At 74.3% G+C, this 15,531-nt stretch carries 14 protein-coding genes; 7 read left to right on the top strand and 7 right to left on the bottom strand.

Annotated elements, in window-relative coordinates:
• Positions 1-37: 37 nt before the first annotated feature.
• Complete coding sequence (locus tag J4709_RS00505; RefSeq protein WP_208235667.1) at positions 38-670, top strand: TetR/AcrR family transcriptional regulator; 633 nt, start codon at positions 38-40, stop codon at positions 668-670.
• Between the two features lie 4 nt (positions 671-674).
• Here J4709_RS00505 and J4709_RS00500 read toward each other — a convergent pair whose 3' ends face one another.
• Positions 675-1,373 (bottom strand): HAD family hydrolase, encoded by a 699-nt coding sequence (locus J4709_RS00500; RefSeq protein WP_208235666.1) that lies wholly within the window; start codon positions 1,371-1,373, stop codon positions 675-677.
• 110 nt (positions 1,374-1,483) lie between these two features.
• Between J4709_RS00500 and J4709_RS00495 the strand changes: the two genes are divergently transcribed.
• A complete protein-coding gene (locus J4709_RS00495; protein WP_208235665.1) occupies positions 1,484-2,995 on the top strand; it encodes a CYTH and CHAD domain-containing protein in 1,512 nt (503 codons plus the stop codon).
• 58 nt (positions 2,996-3,053) lie between these two features.
• Here J4709_RS00495 and J4709_RS00490 read toward each other — a convergent pair whose 3' ends face one another.
• From J4709_RS00490 to J4709_RS00480, 3 genes are all read right to left on the bottom strand, one after another.
• Positions 3,054-3,938, bottom strand: coding sequence for an NUDIX hydrolase (locus tag J4709_RS00490; RefSeq protein ID WP_208235664.1), 885 nt, complete (start codon positions 3,936-3,938; stop codon positions 3,054-3,056).
• Complete coding sequence (locus J4709_RS00485; protein WP_208235663.1) at positions 3,931-6,018, bottom strand: RNA degradosome polyphosphate kinase; 2,088 nt, start codon at positions 6,016-6,018, stop codon at positions 3,931-3,933. The genes J4709_RS00490 and J4709_RS00485 overlap by 8 nt, the downstream gene beginning before the upstream one ends.
• A gap of 73 nt (positions 6,019-6,091) precedes the next feature.
• Complete coding sequence (locus J4709_RS00480) at positions 6,092-6,658, bottom strand: hypothetical protein (RefSeq protein ID WP_208235662.1); 567 nt, start codon at positions 6,656-6,658, stop codon at positions 6,092-6,094.
• A 192-nt stretch (positions 6,659-6,850) separates the two neighbouring features.
• Between J4709_RS00480 and J4709_RS00475 the strand changes: the two genes are divergently transcribed.
• Both J4709_RS00475 and J4709_RS00470 read left to right on the top strand, forming a co-directional pair.
• Positions 6,851-8,401: a pentapeptide repeat-containing protein gene (locus tag J4709_RS00475; RefSeq protein WP_208235661.1), complete on the top strand. Its 1,551-nt coding sequence runs from the start codon at positions 6,851-6,853 to the stop codon at positions 8,399-8,401.
• An 83-nt stretch (positions 8,402-8,484) separates the two neighbouring features.
• Positions 8,485-8,835 (top strand): hypothetical protein, encoded by a 351-nt coding sequence (locus tag J4709_RS00470; RefSeq protein WP_208235660.1) that lies wholly within the window; start codon positions 8,485-8,487, stop codon positions 8,833-8,835.
• Between the two features lie 125 nt (positions 8,836-8,960).
• Here J4709_RS00470 and J4709_RS00465 read toward each other — a convergent pair whose 3' ends face one another.
• Together J4709_RS00465 and J4709_RS00460 are read right to left on the bottom strand one after the other, a co-directional pair.
• Entirely contained in the window at positions 8,961-10,127 is a 1,167-nt protein-coding gene (locus tag J4709_RS00465) for a CU044_5270 family protein (protein ID WP_208235659.1), read from the bottom strand.
• Positions 10,124-10,732 carry an RNA polymerase sigma factor gene (locus tag J4709_RS00460; protein ID WP_307800828.1) on the bottom strand — a complete coding sequence of 203 codons (609 nt, stop codon included), beginning with the start codon at positions 10,730-10,732 and terminating at the stop codon, positions 10,124-10,126. The genes J4709_RS00465 and J4709_RS00460 overlap by 4 nt, the downstream gene beginning before the upstream one ends.
• Positions 10,733-10,943: 211 nt before the next feature.
• Between J4709_RS00460 and J4709_RS00455 the strand changes: the two genes are divergently transcribed.
• From J4709_RS00455 to J4709_RS00445, 3 genes are read left to right on the top strand one after another with little or no spacing between them, the layout of a single operon-like run.
• Positions 10,944-12,143: a PP2C family protein-serine/threonine phosphatase gene (locus tag J4709_RS00455; protein ID WP_307800827.1), complete on the top strand. Its 1,200-nt coding sequence runs from the start codon at positions 10,944-10,946 to the stop codon at positions 12,141-12,143.
• Positions 12,140-13,828 (top strand): sensor histidine kinase, encoded by a 1,689-nt coding sequence (locus J4709_RS00450; RefSeq protein ID WP_208235658.1) that lies wholly within the window; start codon positions 12,140-12,142, stop codon positions 13,826-13,828. The genes J4709_RS00455 and J4709_RS00450 overlap by 4 nt, the downstream gene beginning before the upstream one ends.
• Positions 13,821-14,258 (top strand): response regulator, encoded by a 438-nt coding sequence (locus J4709_RS00445; protein WP_208235657.1) that lies wholly within the window; start codon positions 13,821-13,823, stop codon positions 14,256-14,258. Before J4709_RS00450 ends, J4709_RS00445 begins: the two co-directional genes overlap by 8 nt.
• Here the strand turns inward: J4709_RS00445 and J4709_RS00440 are convergent.
• Positions 14,242-15,504 (bottom strand): PP2C family protein-serine/threonine phosphatase, encoded by a 1,263-nt coding sequence (locus tag J4709_RS00440; RefSeq protein WP_208235656.1) that lies wholly within the window; start codon positions 15,502-15,504, stop codon positions 14,242-14,244. The two genes, J4709_RS00445 and J4709_RS00440, sit on opposite strands and share 17 nt — an antisense overlap.
• Positions 15,505-15,531 lie beyond the last annotated feature (27 nt).

Genomic DNA, 15,531 nt, shown 5'->3' with positions numbered 1-15,531 from the left:
TGCAAGTGGCGTTCGCCGCCGGGATACACTCGCGAGCATGACCACGGCACCGTCGCTGCGCGAGCGCAAGAAGCAGCGGACCCGCCAGGCGCTGATCGACACGGCGCTCGACCTGTTCGGCGCGCACGGCTTCGGCGGGGTCACGCTGGACGAGGTCTGCGCCGAGGTGGAGGTCTCCAAGCGCACGTTCTTCCGCTACTTCGGCGGCAAGGAGGCCGTCGCGATGGCGCCGCTGGAGGACATGTGGCGGGCCTTCCTCGACGAACTGGAGAGGTGCCCGGCCGACGGCCGCCCGCTGCTCGGCCTGCTGGAGTCCGTGCTGGTCACCGCGCTGGACCGGGTGGCGGACGAGACGTGGGCGTGCCGCGCGCTGGCCAGCTACCGGCTGCTCCAGGCGACCCCGTCGATGGACGCGCACGGCCTGCACTTCTGCGACGACACCATCCGGGCCGTGCTGGACGTCCTGCACCGCCGGCTCGACCTGCCGGACGACGCGCGGCCCCGCCTGGCGGGCGACATGCTCGTCTCCGCCTGGCGGTACGCGCTCGACGGCTGGGCCCGCGCCGCCGCGGACCCGCCGTCCGTGGCCGATCTCGCCGCGCGGTTCCGCGCCGCCATGGCCGACCTGCCGGGGACCCTCACGCTCGCCGCGGCACCGCGCCCCGACTAGCGGGCTAGCGGGCGGCGCCGAGGATCAGGTCGACGACCTGCGCCGTGTCGGTCAGGTCGGGCAGGACGGTGTCGGCGCCGGACAGCCGCAGGTCGGCGGCGGACGTGCCGCCGGTCGCGACCGCGACGACCCGCGCGCCGCCCTCATGTCCCGCGCGGACGTCGTGCGGCGTGTCGCCGATCAGCACGGTGCTGGACGGCCCGAACCGCTCGCCGTACTTGGCGGCGGTGCGTTCGCGGGCGAGCTCCACGAGCGGCGGCCGTTCGATGCCGTCCATTCCGTAGGCGCCGATTTCCAGGTCGAGGAACGCGTCGAGGCCGAATGCCTTCAGTTTGCAGGCGGCGATCTGCGCCATGTTCCCCGTCAGGACGGACTGGACGACGTCCGGCCGCGCCGCGAGCGCCTCCAGGACGGCCCTGGCGCCGGCGTGCGTCCGGCCCCGGGACGGGAGTTCGTGCGCGCGCGCCTGGAACTCAAGGGCCAGGGCGTCGGTGAAGGCCGCGAGGACGTCCGGTGTGGGGTCGATGCCGTGGTGGCGCAGCGTGTCGGTGGTGATGGCGCGGTCGGTGCGCCCGGCCATCGGCGCGACGTGCTCGGGCGGGCGGCCGATGACGCGGTGGAACACCTCCGCGTAGATGTCGACGGACAGGCCGCCGGAGTGCAGGAGGGTGTGGTCGATGTCCCAGAGGACGAGGGTGCGCACGGGGAAATGGTAGGCCGCCCGAATTTCCGCTTCCGTTCACCTTGCCGTGAAATGCTGGACATCTGGGTGTGCCCGCCGCCGTTGGACGCCGTCCCCCGAAGGAGCTGGTCGTGGCCGAAAGGCATCTCGAGATCGAGCAGAAGTACGACGCCCGGGCCGATTTCGTCCTTCCGGAGCTCGGCGGGCTGCCGGGGGTGGCGACGGCGGGCGAGCCGGAGACCTTCACCCTGCACGCGAGCTACTTCGACACGGCGGACCTGCGGCTGGCGGCGCACGGGATCACGCTGCGGCGGCGGCGCGGCGGGACCGACGCCGGGTGGCATCTGAAGATGCCGGTGGGGCCGGACGGCAAGCAGGAGCTGCGGGCGCCGCTGGGCCGGCCGAAGGTCGTGCCGGCGCGGCTGGCGGCGCTGGTCGCGGCGTACACGCGGGGCGAGCCGCTGCGTCCGGTGGCGACGCTGGAGACGCGGCGGACCGTCGTCCGGCTGCTCGGCGGGGGCGGCGCGCTGCGCGCGGAGGTCGCCGACGACCTGGTGACCGGGCAGGACGTGCGCGACGCGGCGGACGGCCCGGCGCAGCGGTGGCGGGAGATCGAGGTCGAGCTCGGCGACGGGACGCCGGAGCTGCTGAAGGCGGCGGGCAAGCGGCTGCGGAAGGCGGGGGCGCGGCGGGCCAAGGCGTCGTCGAAGCTGGGCCGGCTGCTCGGCGACGCGATCGTCCCGTCGGACGCGGCGCGCGCGCGAGCGGCGTGCAAGGCGCGGCTGGTGGCGGCGATCGACAACGGCAAGGGCCCGGCGACGACGGGCGACGCGGTGATGGCGTACCTCGCGGCGCAGGTCGGGACGGTCACGGAGGGCGATCCGAAGGCGCGGCTGGGCGAGGACGACGCGGTGCACCGGATGCGGGTGGCGGTCCGCCGGATCCGAAGCACGCTGAAGGCGTACCGGCCCGTGCTGGAGGACGGGCGTACCGAGCCGCTCGGACCGGAGTTGAAGTGGCTCTCGGCGGTGCTGGGCGAGGTCCGCGACCTGGAGGTGCTGCGGATGCGGTTCCAGGAGCGGCTGGGCGGCGCGACGCCCCCGTGGCTGGACGATCTGGCCCGGCAGGAGCGCGTCGCCTACAAGCGGTTGAACGCCGCCCTTAAAGAGCCCCGGTATTTCGCGCTGCTGAACGAGCTGGACCGTCTCAGCGCGGAGCCGCCGTTGGCGAGCGCCGCCGGACGCAAGGCGCGCAAGGAACTGCCCGAGCTGGTGACGCGGTCATGGGATCGGATGGCGCGCGCTTACGCGTCCATAGCGATCGCCGAGGACGCGGAGGTCGCGCGGCACGAGACGCGTAAGGCGGCCAAGCGCGCGCGGTACGCCGCCGAGCTGGCGACGCCCGTGCTCGGGGTCGCGGCCAAGCGGGTGGCGAAGGACGCCAAGCGCATCCAGGAGGTGCTCGGCGGCTACCAGGACGGCGTCATCGCGATGGAGCACCTCAAGGCCGCCGCCGCGCGCACACGCAACACCTCCGAGGCGTTCGACCTCGGCGTGCTGTACGGCTGGGAGCGCTGCGAAGCCGAAACCGCCCGCGACCGCCTCTCGGTCACCTGGTCGCAGACCCTCGGCCCCTCCTTCTGACGTTGACTTGCGGCGTGTCGTCCTTAAAACGCGCCTCTTAAGGCCGACACGCCGCAAGTCAACGAGGGGCGTGGCGTTCCAGGGCGGCCAGGGAGCCTTCGCCGATGTGCGCGACCCAGAACTCGCCCTTGCGCAGGCCCGGGTCGTCGGGGACCTTCTCGCCGAGTTCCCGGCACAGCCCGGTGACCAGCTCGGACACGTTCTCACCGTGCGTGCACACGACGGTCGGGACGCCGTCGCCGAGCAGTTCGAGCATCCGCTCCCGCGCGCGCTCCGGCCCCGTCTCACCGACCGTGAACGCGGCGTCGGTGACGACATCGGCGCGGACGCGGCGCGCGTACGGCAGGACGGTCTCCAGGCAGCGGGCCGTCGCCGAGCCGAGCACCCGCGCCGGGCCGTAGGCGTGCAGCAGCGCGGCGAGCACGGCGGCCTCCGCCCGGCCCGCCTCGTCCAGCGGGCGCAGCTCGTCGGGTTCGCGCCAGCCGCGCTTGTCCCCCGCCGACCCGTGCCGGACGATCATCAGCGGCCAGGTGCGGGACGGCCCGTCCAGGAACGCGCGCAGCAGGTCGGCGTCGTGCCGGTAGCTCAGCCGCGCCTCGGCCTCCCCGGCGGGCAGCCACGCCAGCGCGTCGACCTCCTCGTTCGGCGTGAACGCGGCCTCCGCGACGGGCCGCGCCGCCCAGTAGTCGACCTGCTTGGGCCGGTCGCCGTGCCGGTACTCGGCGGTCGGCAGGCGCCGGCCGAGGCGCGGCACCAGCCCGGTCTCCTCCTCGATCTCGCGGACGGCGGCGCGCAGCACGTGCTCGCCCCGGTCGAGCTTGCCCTTCGGGAACGACCAGTCGTCGTACCGGGGGCGGTGCGCGACGGCGAACTCGGGGCCGTCCGGGCCGTCGCGCCACAGCAGTGCCCCCGCCGCCCTGATCAGGTCGGGGGAGTCAGCCATCGACGGTCCTCCAGCGGCGGCTCCGCACCAGGTGGGTCTGGATGTCCAGCAGCGTCTCGCCGGGGCCGGCCTCGCTGCGCGTCCAGGTGCCGTCGCCCGCCAGCGTCCAGGCGTGCGTGCCCTCCTCCATCGCCCGGTCGAGCAGCGCGATCAGCTCGTCGCGCTGGGTCCGGTCGGTGACGGTGACCAGGGCCTCGACGCGGCGGTCGAGGTTGCGGTGCATCAGGTCGGCGCTGCCGAGCCACACCTCCGGCTCGCCGCCGTTCTCGAACGCGAACACCCGCGAGTGCTCCAGGAACCGGCCGAGGACGCTGCGGACCCGGATCATGTCCGACAGCCCCGGCACGCCCGGCCGCAGCGCGCAGATGCCGCGCACCCACACCTCCACCGGCACCCCGGCCTGCGACGCCCGGTACAGCGCGTCGATGATCACCTCGTCGACCAGCGAGTTGCACTTCACCCGGACCCGCGCGGCGTGCCCGGCCCGGCGGTTGTCGATCTCGTGCTCGATCCGCTGGACGAGCCCGGCGCGCAGGCTGTTCGGCGCGACCAGCAGCCGGTTGTAGGAGCCCTGCCGGGAGTAGCCGGTGAGGTGGTTGAACAGCGCGCTGACGTCCTCGCCGACGTCGGCGGCGCAGGTCAGCAACCCGAAGTCCTCGTAGAGGCGGGCGGTCTTCGGATGGTAGTTGCCGGTGCCGATGTGGCAGTAGCGGCGCAGCGCGCCGTCCGGGTCCTGCCGGACGATCAGTGCGAGCTTGCAGTGCGTCTTCAGCCCGACGAACCCGTACACGACATGGCAGCCCGCCTCCTCCAGCTTGCGCGCCCACGCGATGTTGGCGCGCTCGTCGAAGCGGGCCTTTAGCTCCACCACCACGACGACCTGCTTGCCCGCCCGCGCGGCGCCCATCAGCGCGTCCACGATCGGGGAGTCGCCGGACGTCCGGTACAGCGTCTGCTTGATCGCCAGGACGCCGGGGTCGGCCGCCGCGTCCTCGATCAGCCGCTGCACGGTCGTGGTGAACGAGTCGTAGGGGTGGTGGACGAGCACGTCGCCCTCGCGGATCGCCGAGAAGATGTCGACGTCCTCGGGCAGCGCCTCCTTCGACGGCACGAACGGCGGGTACTTCAGCTCGGGCCGGTCGAGGTCGGCGATGGCGCCGAGGCCGCCGAGGTCCAGCGGCCCGACGAGCCGGTAGATCTGGCGCTCCTCGATGCCGAGCTCGGTGGTGAGCAGCTCCAGCACCCCGGCGGAGATCGACTCCTCGACCTCCAGCCGGACGACCGGGCCGAACCGGCGGCGCAGCAGCTCGCGCTCCAGCGCCTGCAGCAGCCCCTCGCTGATGTCGTCGTCGATCTCCAGGTCCTGGTTGCGGGTGACCCGGAACGCGTGGTGCTCGACGACCTCCATCCCGACGAACAGCTGCCCGAGGTGCGCGGCGATCACGTCCTCCAGCGGGGTGAACCGGTCGGGGGACGCCTCGATGAAGCGCGGCAGCAGCGGCGGCACCTTCACCCGGGCGAACATCGTCGCGTCCGTCTCCGGGTCGCGGACGATCACCGCGAGGTTCAGCGACAGGCCGGAGATGTAGGGGAAGGGGTGCGCGGAGTCGACGACCAGCGGGGTGAGGACGGGGTAGATCCGGTCGCGGAACAGCCGCCGCAGCCGCTCCTGCTCGGTCTCGGCCAGCTCGTCCCAGCGCAGGATGTCGACGCCCTCCTTGCCGAGGTCGGGCAGCACCTCCTCGCGGAAGCAGGCGGCGTGCCGGAGCATCAGCTCGTGCGCGACCTCGCCGGTGCGCTCCAGCACCTCGCGGGGCTGCCGGCCGCTCGCGGACTGGACGGCGAGGCCGGTCGCCATCCGGCGGGCCAGGCCGGCGACGCGGACCATGAAGAACTCGTCGAGGTTGCTCGCGAAGATGGCCAGGAACCGGACCCGCTCCAGCAGCGGCAGCTCCGGATCCTCCGCCAGCTCCAGGACGCGCTGGTTGAACCGCAGCCAGCTCTCTTCGCGATCGAGGAAGCGGTCGTCGGGCAGCGCTTCGGTGGCACGAGGATGATGATGTCCCGGGTTGACGGTCATGTCCCCAATTTTTCCTGACCGAGGTGAACAGTGGTGGAACGCTGATGTTTCGACGAGAAGTCAGATACGTCGATCATGCCCGCGGTTCCCGTTGATCACTCGACGACCCGGTCACCAGCCGGTGGCCGAGGTGGGACGCCAGGTCCGCGACGAACGCGCCGGCCAGCGGCGGCCAGTTCCAGAACCGCAGCCCCAGCTCCGCGAACGCGCACGGCACCGGCCACCGCCACCCGTTGAACCCCGTCCGCTCGCCGCAGCGCGCGCAGGCCAGCCCGTCCGGGCCGCCCTCCAGCCACTCCTCCACCGCGTCCAGGACGGTCTCGAACGGCAGCCACGCGCCGCAGTTCGGGCACCGCACCCGGTCGTCCTCGCGCATCGTCCCGTAGTAGGCGCCGCGGCCGACGTCGAGCTCCAGGCCGTTCGGCCACACGTCCGGGAAGCCGGCCGGGTCGCCCACCGCCGCCGACCCGGCGGCGGGGCCCGGCGCGTACCCGCCGGGGACGTCGCCGAGGACGCAGTCGGTCCGCTCGGCCACCACGACCCCGGCGTCCACGAGGCGGGCGAGGACCCGGCCGGCGAGGTCCGGCGCGTCGCCGGCGAGCGCGTCGAGGTCGGCGATCCAGCGGCTCCGTTGCCCCATGCGCTCACAGTACGTCGGGGCGGACAAACCCGGAGAAGAACCAGGGACTTGCGCGAAACCGGTGACAGGCGAGGTAAACGGCCAATCAACGTCCTAGTGTGGCCGTTCCCCTGCGTACAGTAACCATGCGGAAGTAACGACCTACCGCCGGGAGAGCTTCCCGCCGGAACCCGCGGTGGGTACAACGGGACCGTGACCCCTCACGAGCCCTCGCCCCCGCCCCCCACCGCGGTCCTGTGGCCGCGGTGCTCGGCCGTCCACGGATGCAGCGGGCGCGCCGCCGGCGGGTTCGCGGGCTGCGCCGCGCACCTGCGGCCCGCCGAGTTCGCCCGGTTCGCGGCCGGGTTGCGCCCCGGCGGCGACCTCGACCTGCGCGGCGTCACGATCCCCGCGTGGCTGCTGGACGCGGTGCTCGACGCGGTCACCGGCCCCGACGGGCGCCCGCACCTCGGCCGCACCCGCTTCGACGGAGCCGTGCTGCCCTCGCACGCGGTGCTGCGCGGCGCCTGCGTGGAGGGCGACAGCTCGTTCGACGGCGCCCGCTTCCTCGGCGGCGCCTCGTTCTTCGACGCCCGCTTCTTCGGCCACGTCTCCTTCCGCGGCGCGCGGTTCGGCGGCAACGCCTCCTTCCACGAGGCCCGGTTCCACCGGCACGCCTCGTTCGAGGAGGCGGTGTTCACCGGCGACGCGCTGTTCGGCGAGGCCGTCTGGCACGCCGACGCCGCGTTCCGCAAGGCGGTGTTCTTCGGCGCCGCCTGCTTCGACCGCGCCCGGTTCGGGCGGGACGCGGCGATGCAGGGCGCGTGCTTCGGCGCGGCCGTGTCGTTCCGGCGCGTGCACGTCGCCCGGCACGCCCGGTTCGAGCGCACCCGGTTCCGGCGCGGGCTGTGGCTCGGCCCGCTCGTCGCCGGCGGCCGGATCGGCCTCGCGGACGCCGCGGCGCGCGGCGGCCTGCGCGTGCACGCGGCGGCGCGGGCCGTGACCGCCCGCGCCGTCACGGTCCGCGGCGAGGCCGAGTTCCGGCTGCGCCGCGCCGAGCTCGACCTGGAGGGCGCCAGCTTCGACGCGGCGGTGCACGTCCGGTCGCTGCCGAACCCGATCCAGGGGCTCGCCGAGCCGGCGGCGTGGACCGGTCCGGCGGCCGTCCGGCTGGTGTCGCTGCGCCGGGTGGACGCGGCGCACCTGCACCTCGCCGACGTCGACCTCAGCGGGTGCAGCTTCCTCGGGCTCGCCCGCCCCGACCGGCTGCGGATCAGCGGCGACTGCCCGTTCGCGACGGTCCCGGACCGGCGCCGCTGGCGGCCCTGGGGGCACGGCGGCGCCGGCCGCGCCGTGCTCGCCGACGACCTGGCCCGCAACGCCGACGACGCGGCGTGCGGCGAGGACCGGCTCGAGGCGCTCTACCGGGAACTGGCCCGCGCCACGGCGGGCTCCGACCGGGCCCGCCTGTCCCGCGACTTCCGCTACAGCGCGCTGGAGATGCGCCGCCGCAGCGAGCCGCACCAGTGGCGGCGCTGGATCCTGCACCTGCTGTGGATCACCAGCGGGTACGGGCTGCGCGCGGGCCGGATGGCGGCCTGGCTGGCGGTCGCGATCGCGCTGGTGTGCTGCGGGCTGCTGTTCGTCCGCCACCAGCACGCCGAGGCGTCCGGGCGCACCCGCCCCCACCAGCCGTTCTCCTCGTTCGGGCGGCGCGCGGCGCATCCCGCGCCGCGCCGGGGCGTGCGGCCCCTCACGCCCTGACCGCGGCGCGTCCGGACGCGCGCGATTGATCGTCAAAAGGGCGCGCGGCTGTTTTGTCAGTGCCTTGGGTAATGATTCTTGTTATGAGCAGAGACAGCCATCCGGGGGTGCAGTGCCCGCACTGCCGATCCCATCTCGCGCTCGTCCCCGTTCCCGGAAATAGCGCCCCGGCCGCGGTGCCCGCCGCCGTGCCCGACTCGGCGCCCGATCCCGTGCCCGCCGCAGTGGCCGTTCCGCCGGTCGCCGCCAAGGAGGAATGGCAGCCGCCGCCCGTCGGGGAGGTCCTCGCCGCCTATGCCGGACGCGTCAAGGACTCCGCCACCGCAATGCGCGGCGCCGCCCGCGTCCGCGACAGCCTGAACCGTGCCCGCACCGCCGCCGCGCAGCGGCGGGCGGCCCAGAAGACCGCCCGCCAGACCCCCAAGAGCGCCTGATCACGTCCCGATCACGGCCCCGATTCCGGACGCGGCGGAAGGGACGGCGCACGGCCCCGCAAGGCCACCGCACCGTCCCTCCCCGGCACACGGCCCCTGCGTGGACGCCCGCCCTTGCCAACGCGTCACTTCGGCGCGGAATCCGTCCATTCCATGGTCATCACGGAGCTGGAACTGAGCACCGTTCCCGCCGCCCGCGGATCGTTCGCGGCCGGGGTCAGCAGCACCCTTTCGTCGGCGAGCGCCTTTCCGGTGGCCGGGTCGATCACCAGCAGGTGCCGGACCACCCCGTTCGGGTCCTTCTCCGTCATCCCGATCGCGTCGCCGGTGCGCCCCTGCGGGTCGGTGACCTTACCGACCGAGTCGACCGTCTTCAGCCCGGCCAGCATCCGGAACGCCGCCGCCCGCACCTTCGGCTGCACGGGCAGCTCGGTGACCAGGCTGCCCGCGACGCGGAACAGCCACGCGTCCGCCTTCATCGGCACGCTCGACGCCTCGGTGTCGTGCCCGCCGTACCAGCGCATGACCTCCTTCTTCAGCCGCGCCGGATCGGCCGGCAGGCTCTGCAGCTGCTTCATGGTCACGTTCCGGCCGAGCCAGTAGACCTTGTCGCCGCCGACGAGCGGGGTGCTGCTCGTCTCCACCCGGCCCGGCCCCGTCGAGACCTTCATCGCCTTGTAGGTGCCCTTGCCGCGCGGCTGGATCGGCACCTGCAGCGACAGGGACTTCGGCGACCCCGCCCGCGCATAGGCCGCCGCGTCCGCCTTGGTCGCGGGCTTCACGCCGAGCCGCTGCTGGCTCCCGATCATCTTCCCGCCGGGCCTGCCGGGCGCCCACTCGTCGGACTTCTCCATGAGCAGGACGGTGTAGCGCTCCTTGCCCTGGCCCTGGACCAGCCACGAGCTGGTGCCGACCGTCGACTTGTGCCAGTACGCGCCGGTCGTCTCGGTGGCCCCGTCCAGCTTCTCGGCGGCGGCGAGCAGGATGGTCCGGGAGTCCATCGGCCGCTCCGGCGCCGCCTGGATCCCGCGGCCCGGCGCCTTTCCGCCGTCCCCGCCGGACGTGACCGCCACGACGCCGACCGAGGCCGCCGCGACCGCCCCGGCCAGGCCGAGCCCCCACATCGGCCGGAGCCGGGACCGGCGCGGCACCCGCGCCTCCCGCGCGCCGGACCCCGCCGGCGCCGCCATCGCGCGCGCCAGCTCCGCCCGGCGGACCTCGTCACCGACCGGCACGTCCGGGTTCAGCTCCGCCGGCCTCGCCTCGCGCAGCGTCCGCAGCACGTCGTTCATGCCCTCTCCTCACTGACGATTCCCATCTGCGGACGCACCGGGCGTCCCCCCGCATCGGCCGCCGCCTGCCCCGCGGCCGGCCCCGCGGCCGGCTCGGCGCCGGCGTCGGCGGCGCGCAGCAGCCGCTTGCGGGCGCGGTGCAGCCGGACCCGCAGCGCCGCCGGCGAGCACCCGACGACCCGGGCCGCCTCCCGCGGGCTCAGCCCCTGCCAGGCGACCAGGATCAGGATCTCCCGGTCGGCCTCGGGGATCGCCGCCATCGCGCGGACCACGGCCAGCCGCTCCGCCACGTCCTCGGCGATGTCACCGGACGGCCGCGGCGCCCAGCGCGCCAGCTCCGCCGTGCACGCCTCGCGCCGCGCCTCCGCGCGGTACCCGTCGCGCAGCACGTTGCGGGCGACGCCGAGCAGCCACGGCAGCGGCGGGTCGGGGACGTCCGCGATCCGCCGCCACGCCACCGCGAACGTCTCGCTCACCACCTCGTCCGCGATCTGCCGCCCGGCGCGCGCGGCGGCGTAGGCCCACACGCGCTGCCTGCAGTCGTCGTACATCGCGGTGAAGCGTCTCTCGTCGGGGGCCCTTTCACGGGGGGCTGGGTCTGCCACCGCGCGCTCCTCCGTCCGTCCTGGTGTGTCCATCACCAGGTAGTGGCCCGGGGATGACGATCGTTACCGTGTGAGGGGGCGCCCATTGTGCCGCCGTGGCGACAATGCCCCGGTGCCGGTCGTGCCACCGCCGGACTGCCCGTAACATTTGCTCGATGGCAACCAACGCCGCCCCCGACCGCGGGGCCCTCCCGGGGCGAAGGAGCTGAACATGACCGCGATGCACAGTCGCGGTGCCGAACGCCTTCCGGGGGTGGCCGGCTCCCCTCATCTCCTGCTGGTCGAGGACGACCCCGGTGACGCGTTCCTGTTCGAGGAGCTGCTCACCGAGGTCCAGCCGAACGTGCAGATCACGGTGGCCGCGACGCTCGCCGAGGCGCTGGAGCGCCTGCGCCCCGACGTGCAGTGCGTGATCGTCGACCTGTCGCTGCCGGACGCGTCCGGGCTGGACGCGCTGCGCCAGGTGATCGCCCGCGCGCCCACCACCGCCGTGCTGGTGCTCACCGGCCTCGCCGACGCGCACGTCGGCGTCCAGGCGGTCGCCGCCGGCGCCCAGGACTACCTGGTCAAGCAGGACGTGGACGGGGCGCTGCTCGGCCGCGCCATCAGCTACGCGATCGAGCGCAAGCGGGCCGACGAGTCGGAGCGGCAGCTGGTCGAGGCGCGCGCGGTCGGCCGGGAGAACGCGCGGCTGGAGCGCGGGCTGCTGCCCGTCCCGATCCTCGCCGACGACTCGCTGCGGCACCTCACCCGGTACCGGCCGGGACGCGACCGGGCGCTGCTCGGCGGCGACTTCCACGACACCGTGCAGACCGGCGACGGCACCGTGCACGCGGTGATCGGCGACGTCAGCGGGCACGGCGCGGACGAGGCGTCGCTCGGGGTGCGGCTGCGCATGGCGTGGCGGACGCTGGTGCTGGCCGGGCACACCGGCGAGCAGCTGCTGTCCACGCTCGACACCGTGCTGGAGCACGAGCGCTGGGGCGAGGAGATCTTCACCACGTTGTGCATGCTCACGATCACGCCCGACCGCCGCACCGCCCGGCTGCACCGCGCCGGGCACCCCTGCCCGCTGCTGTTCGGCCCGTCCGGCGTGGAGGCGCTGCCGGACGGCCCGCACGGCCCGGCGCTCGGGCTGATCCCGGGCGCGGACTGGCCGGCCGAGGAGCTCGACCTCGGCGACGCGTGGGGGATCATGCTCTACACCGACGGGCTGATCGAGGGCTGCGTCGGCGAGGGCGGCGAGCGGCTCGACCTCACCGGGCTGGAGGAGCTGGCGAAGGCCGCGCATGCCCGCGGGGAGCGCGGGGACGTGCTGGTGGACGGGCTGATCGCGGAGGCCGAGCGGCTGAACGGGGACGTGCTGTCCGATGACCTGGCGGTACTGCTGCTGAGCCGGGGGGAGCTGTGACGAGCGAGCCCGCACCGGCCACCGGGGCCGACGAGCCCGCCGCGGAGGAGACGCCCGAGGCGCCCGAGGCGCCGGAGGCCCTCGACGCGCCGAAGGTGCTGCTCGCGCCGCCGGTCGTCCCGCCCGACGCCGAGCTGCCGGCCCCGCACGGGATCGGGCGCGTCCGGCTCCTGCAGATCTACCGGGTCGGGTCCGTCGTCCTCGGGATCCTGCTGCTCGCGGCGTTCGCGGTCGCCGGGACGGCGCTGTACCAGGCCGGGAAGGCCCGCGAGACGCTCGTCGACCGGGTCGACCCCGTCGCGCTGGAGCAGTACAAGCTGTCGTCGGCGATCGCCGCGCAGGACACCGCGATCCGCCGCTACACCGAGGAGGGCGGCGGGGACCGGCTCACCGAGTACCGGCGGGCCGTCGCGCAGGAGGCGGAGTCGGCCGCGACGATGCGCCGGCTGCTGGCCGGCGTCTCGGGCGGCGCCCGGGTGACCCGCCTGCTCGACCAGGTCACCGCGGGCTCGCGGGAGTGGCGGGCGCGGTTCGCCGACGGGATCGCGGCCGGGCACGGCGGCGGCGGGCTCAGCGGCGGCGAGAGCCGGCAGGCGGGCGGGCTGTTCGACCGCGCCCGCGGCGGCATGACGCCGCTGCAGAGCGGCATCACCGCCCTGCACCGGCACGCGGCCGACCGGTTGCGGGACCGCGCGAACGCGGCGCTGTGGTCGGTGGGCGCGGCGCTGCTGGTCGCCGCGGTGGCGGTGCTCGCGCTGGCGCTGGTGATCCGCCGGACGGTGGTGCGGCCCGTCGCGTCGCTGGGCGCGCAGGTCCGCGAGGTGGCGCAGGGCGACTTCGCGCACCGCCTCGACGTGTCCGGCCCCGCCGAGATCAACGAGCTGGCCGAGATCATCGACGCGATGCGGCGGCGGATCATCGAGGAGTGGCGGACCAGCACCGAGCGGGCCGTCCGGCTGGACGAGCAGGCCGGGGAGCTGCGCCGCTCCAACGCCGAGCTGGAGCAGTTCGCCTACGTCGCCAGCCACGACCTGCAGGAGCCGCTGCGCAAGGTGGCGAGCTTCTGCCAGATGCTCGAACGCCGCTACGGCGACCAGCTCGACGACCGCGGGCGGCAGTACGTCCAGTTCGCGGTGGACGGCGCGAAGCGGATGCAGGCGCTCATCAACGACCTGCTCGGCTTCTCCCGCGTCGGCCGGATGGCGCGTCCCGAGGACGCGATCGACCTGAACGACGTCGCCGGGCAGGCGCTGGACAACCTCGCCTCGCTGGTCGAGGAGACCGGCGCGCGGGTCGAGGTCGCCGACCTGCCGGTGGTGCCGGGCGAGCGCACCCAGCTCACCCAGCTGTTCCAGAACCTGATCGGCAACGCGATCAAGTTCCGCCGGCCGGAGGCGGCGCCGCACGTGCGCATCGACGTCCGCCGGGACGGCGACGACTGGCAGTTCACCTGCGCCGACAACGGGATCGGCATCGAGCCGCGCTACGCGGACCGGATCTTCCTGATCTTCCAGCGGCTGCACCCGCGGGACGAGTACACCGGCACCGGCATCGGGCTGGCGCTGTGCAAGAAGATCGTCGAGTACCACGGGGGCCGTATCTGGCTGGCCGGCGAGGAGCGCGGCGCGGACGACCCCGGCACGACCTTCCACTGGACCCTTCCCATCGGAGACGGCGATGAATGACGGGGCGCGCCCCATCGAGGTGCTGCTGGTCGAGGACGACCCGGGCGACGTCCTGCTGACCACCGAGGCGTTCGAGCACAACAAGGTCGCCAACAAGCTGCACGTCGTCAACGACGGCGAGCAGGCGATGGCGTTCCTGCGCCGCGAGGGCGAGTACGAGGGCGCGCCGCGCCCCGACCTGGTGCTGCTGGACCTGAACCTGCCGCGCAAGGACGGCCGCGAGGTGCTCTCGGAGGTCAAGGCCGACGAGGACCTGCGCAGCATCCCGATCGTCGTGCTGACCACGTCGGAGGCCGACGAGGACATCCTGCGCAGCTACCACCTGCACGCGAACGCCTACGTCACCAAGCCGGTCGACTTCGAGCAGTTCGTGTCGGTGGTCCGCCGGATCGACGACTTCTTCGTGACGGTCGTCAAGCTTCCCCGCTGACCGGCCCGGGGCCGGCCGCCGGCTCCGGGGCGGGGCCGGGCAGGCCGTCCCAGTCGATGCAGACGATCACCGCATCGTCGGACGGCTCACCGCCCTCGTAGTAGGCGAGGTAGTGCCGGATCAGCGTGCGGACGGCCTCCGGCGGCTGCTGCAGCCGGGTGTCGCGCAGCGCCTGCAGCAGCGCGACCGCCCCGTACGGCTCGCCGTCCGGCGACAGGGCGGCGTGCACGCCGTCGCTGACGATGACGAGCCGGTCGCCGGGCTCCACCGCGAACTCCTCGACGGCGTAGCGGCTGTCGCCGAACATGCCGAGCGGCAGCTGCTCGTCGAACTCGATCGCCTCGGTGAGGTTGCCGCGCATCCGGTACAGCTTCGGGGAGCCCGCGTCGACCACCCGCACCCGGCCGGTCGCGAGCTCGAACTCCATCAGCAGCGTCCCGACGCTCCGCTCGCCGCGGTGCAGCGCGTACACCGACTGGTCGGCGAGCACGGCCTGCTCGGCGATGTCGGCGCCGGACCGGCGCGCGTTGCGCAGCGCGCTGACCGCCAGGTGGGTGAGCGCCGCCGCGGACGTGCCCGTGCCCATCCCGTTGCTGACCGTCAGCGTCAGCCGGTCTGCGGACGAGGTCCAGTCGAAGTTGTCGCCCCACACCGCGTACGCGGGTTCGAGCTGCCCCGCCAGGTGGAACCCGGTGGTGTCGCGCGACAGCGGGGGCAGCAGGTCCCACTGCATCTCCGCGGCGACCGTCAGCCGGGTCCGCCGGCGGATCCGGCGGAACAGGTCCGTCGCCGACTCGGCGATCTTCATCGCGCGGGCGAGGGCCGCCGCGGCGGGGACGAGCCACGCCGGCTCCGGTTCCTCGGCGCCGGGCTCGCCGGGGACCCGGACGGTCAGCACGCCGAGCCGCTCGCCCTGCACGGTCAGCGGCAGGTGGAGCAGGAGCGCGCCGTTGCGCCCGGACCGCTCCCGGTCGGGGCGCTGCCCGGCGAACGCGCGGCCGGGCCCGGTGTTGTCCATCGGGACGTCCTCGCCGTCCGCGTCGCGCCCGAACACCTCCGCCAGTCCGGGGACGACCGGGACGAGGTAGGCCTGCCGGTAGTCGATCAGCAGCATCTCGGCGCGCGCGCCGGGCCACCGCCGGGCCAGCTCAGCGGTGGCCGTGCCGGCGAGCTCGTCCGGCCGGGCGGACCAGATCGCCTTTTGGAAGGCGGTGAGCGCATCACCGGGCCCTGATCGGGAATCCATCGGGTCCCTCATCTCGCGCCGGGACGC

Source organism: Actinomadura violacea (genome assembly GCF_017573465.1).
GTDB classification, from domain to species: Bacteria; Actinomycetota; Actinomycetes; order Streptosporangiales; family Streptosporangiaceae; genus Spirillospora; species Spirillospora violacea.
Note: the sequence above shows the minus strand (reverse complement) of the source record. Positions and strands in the feature narration are given on the sequence as shown.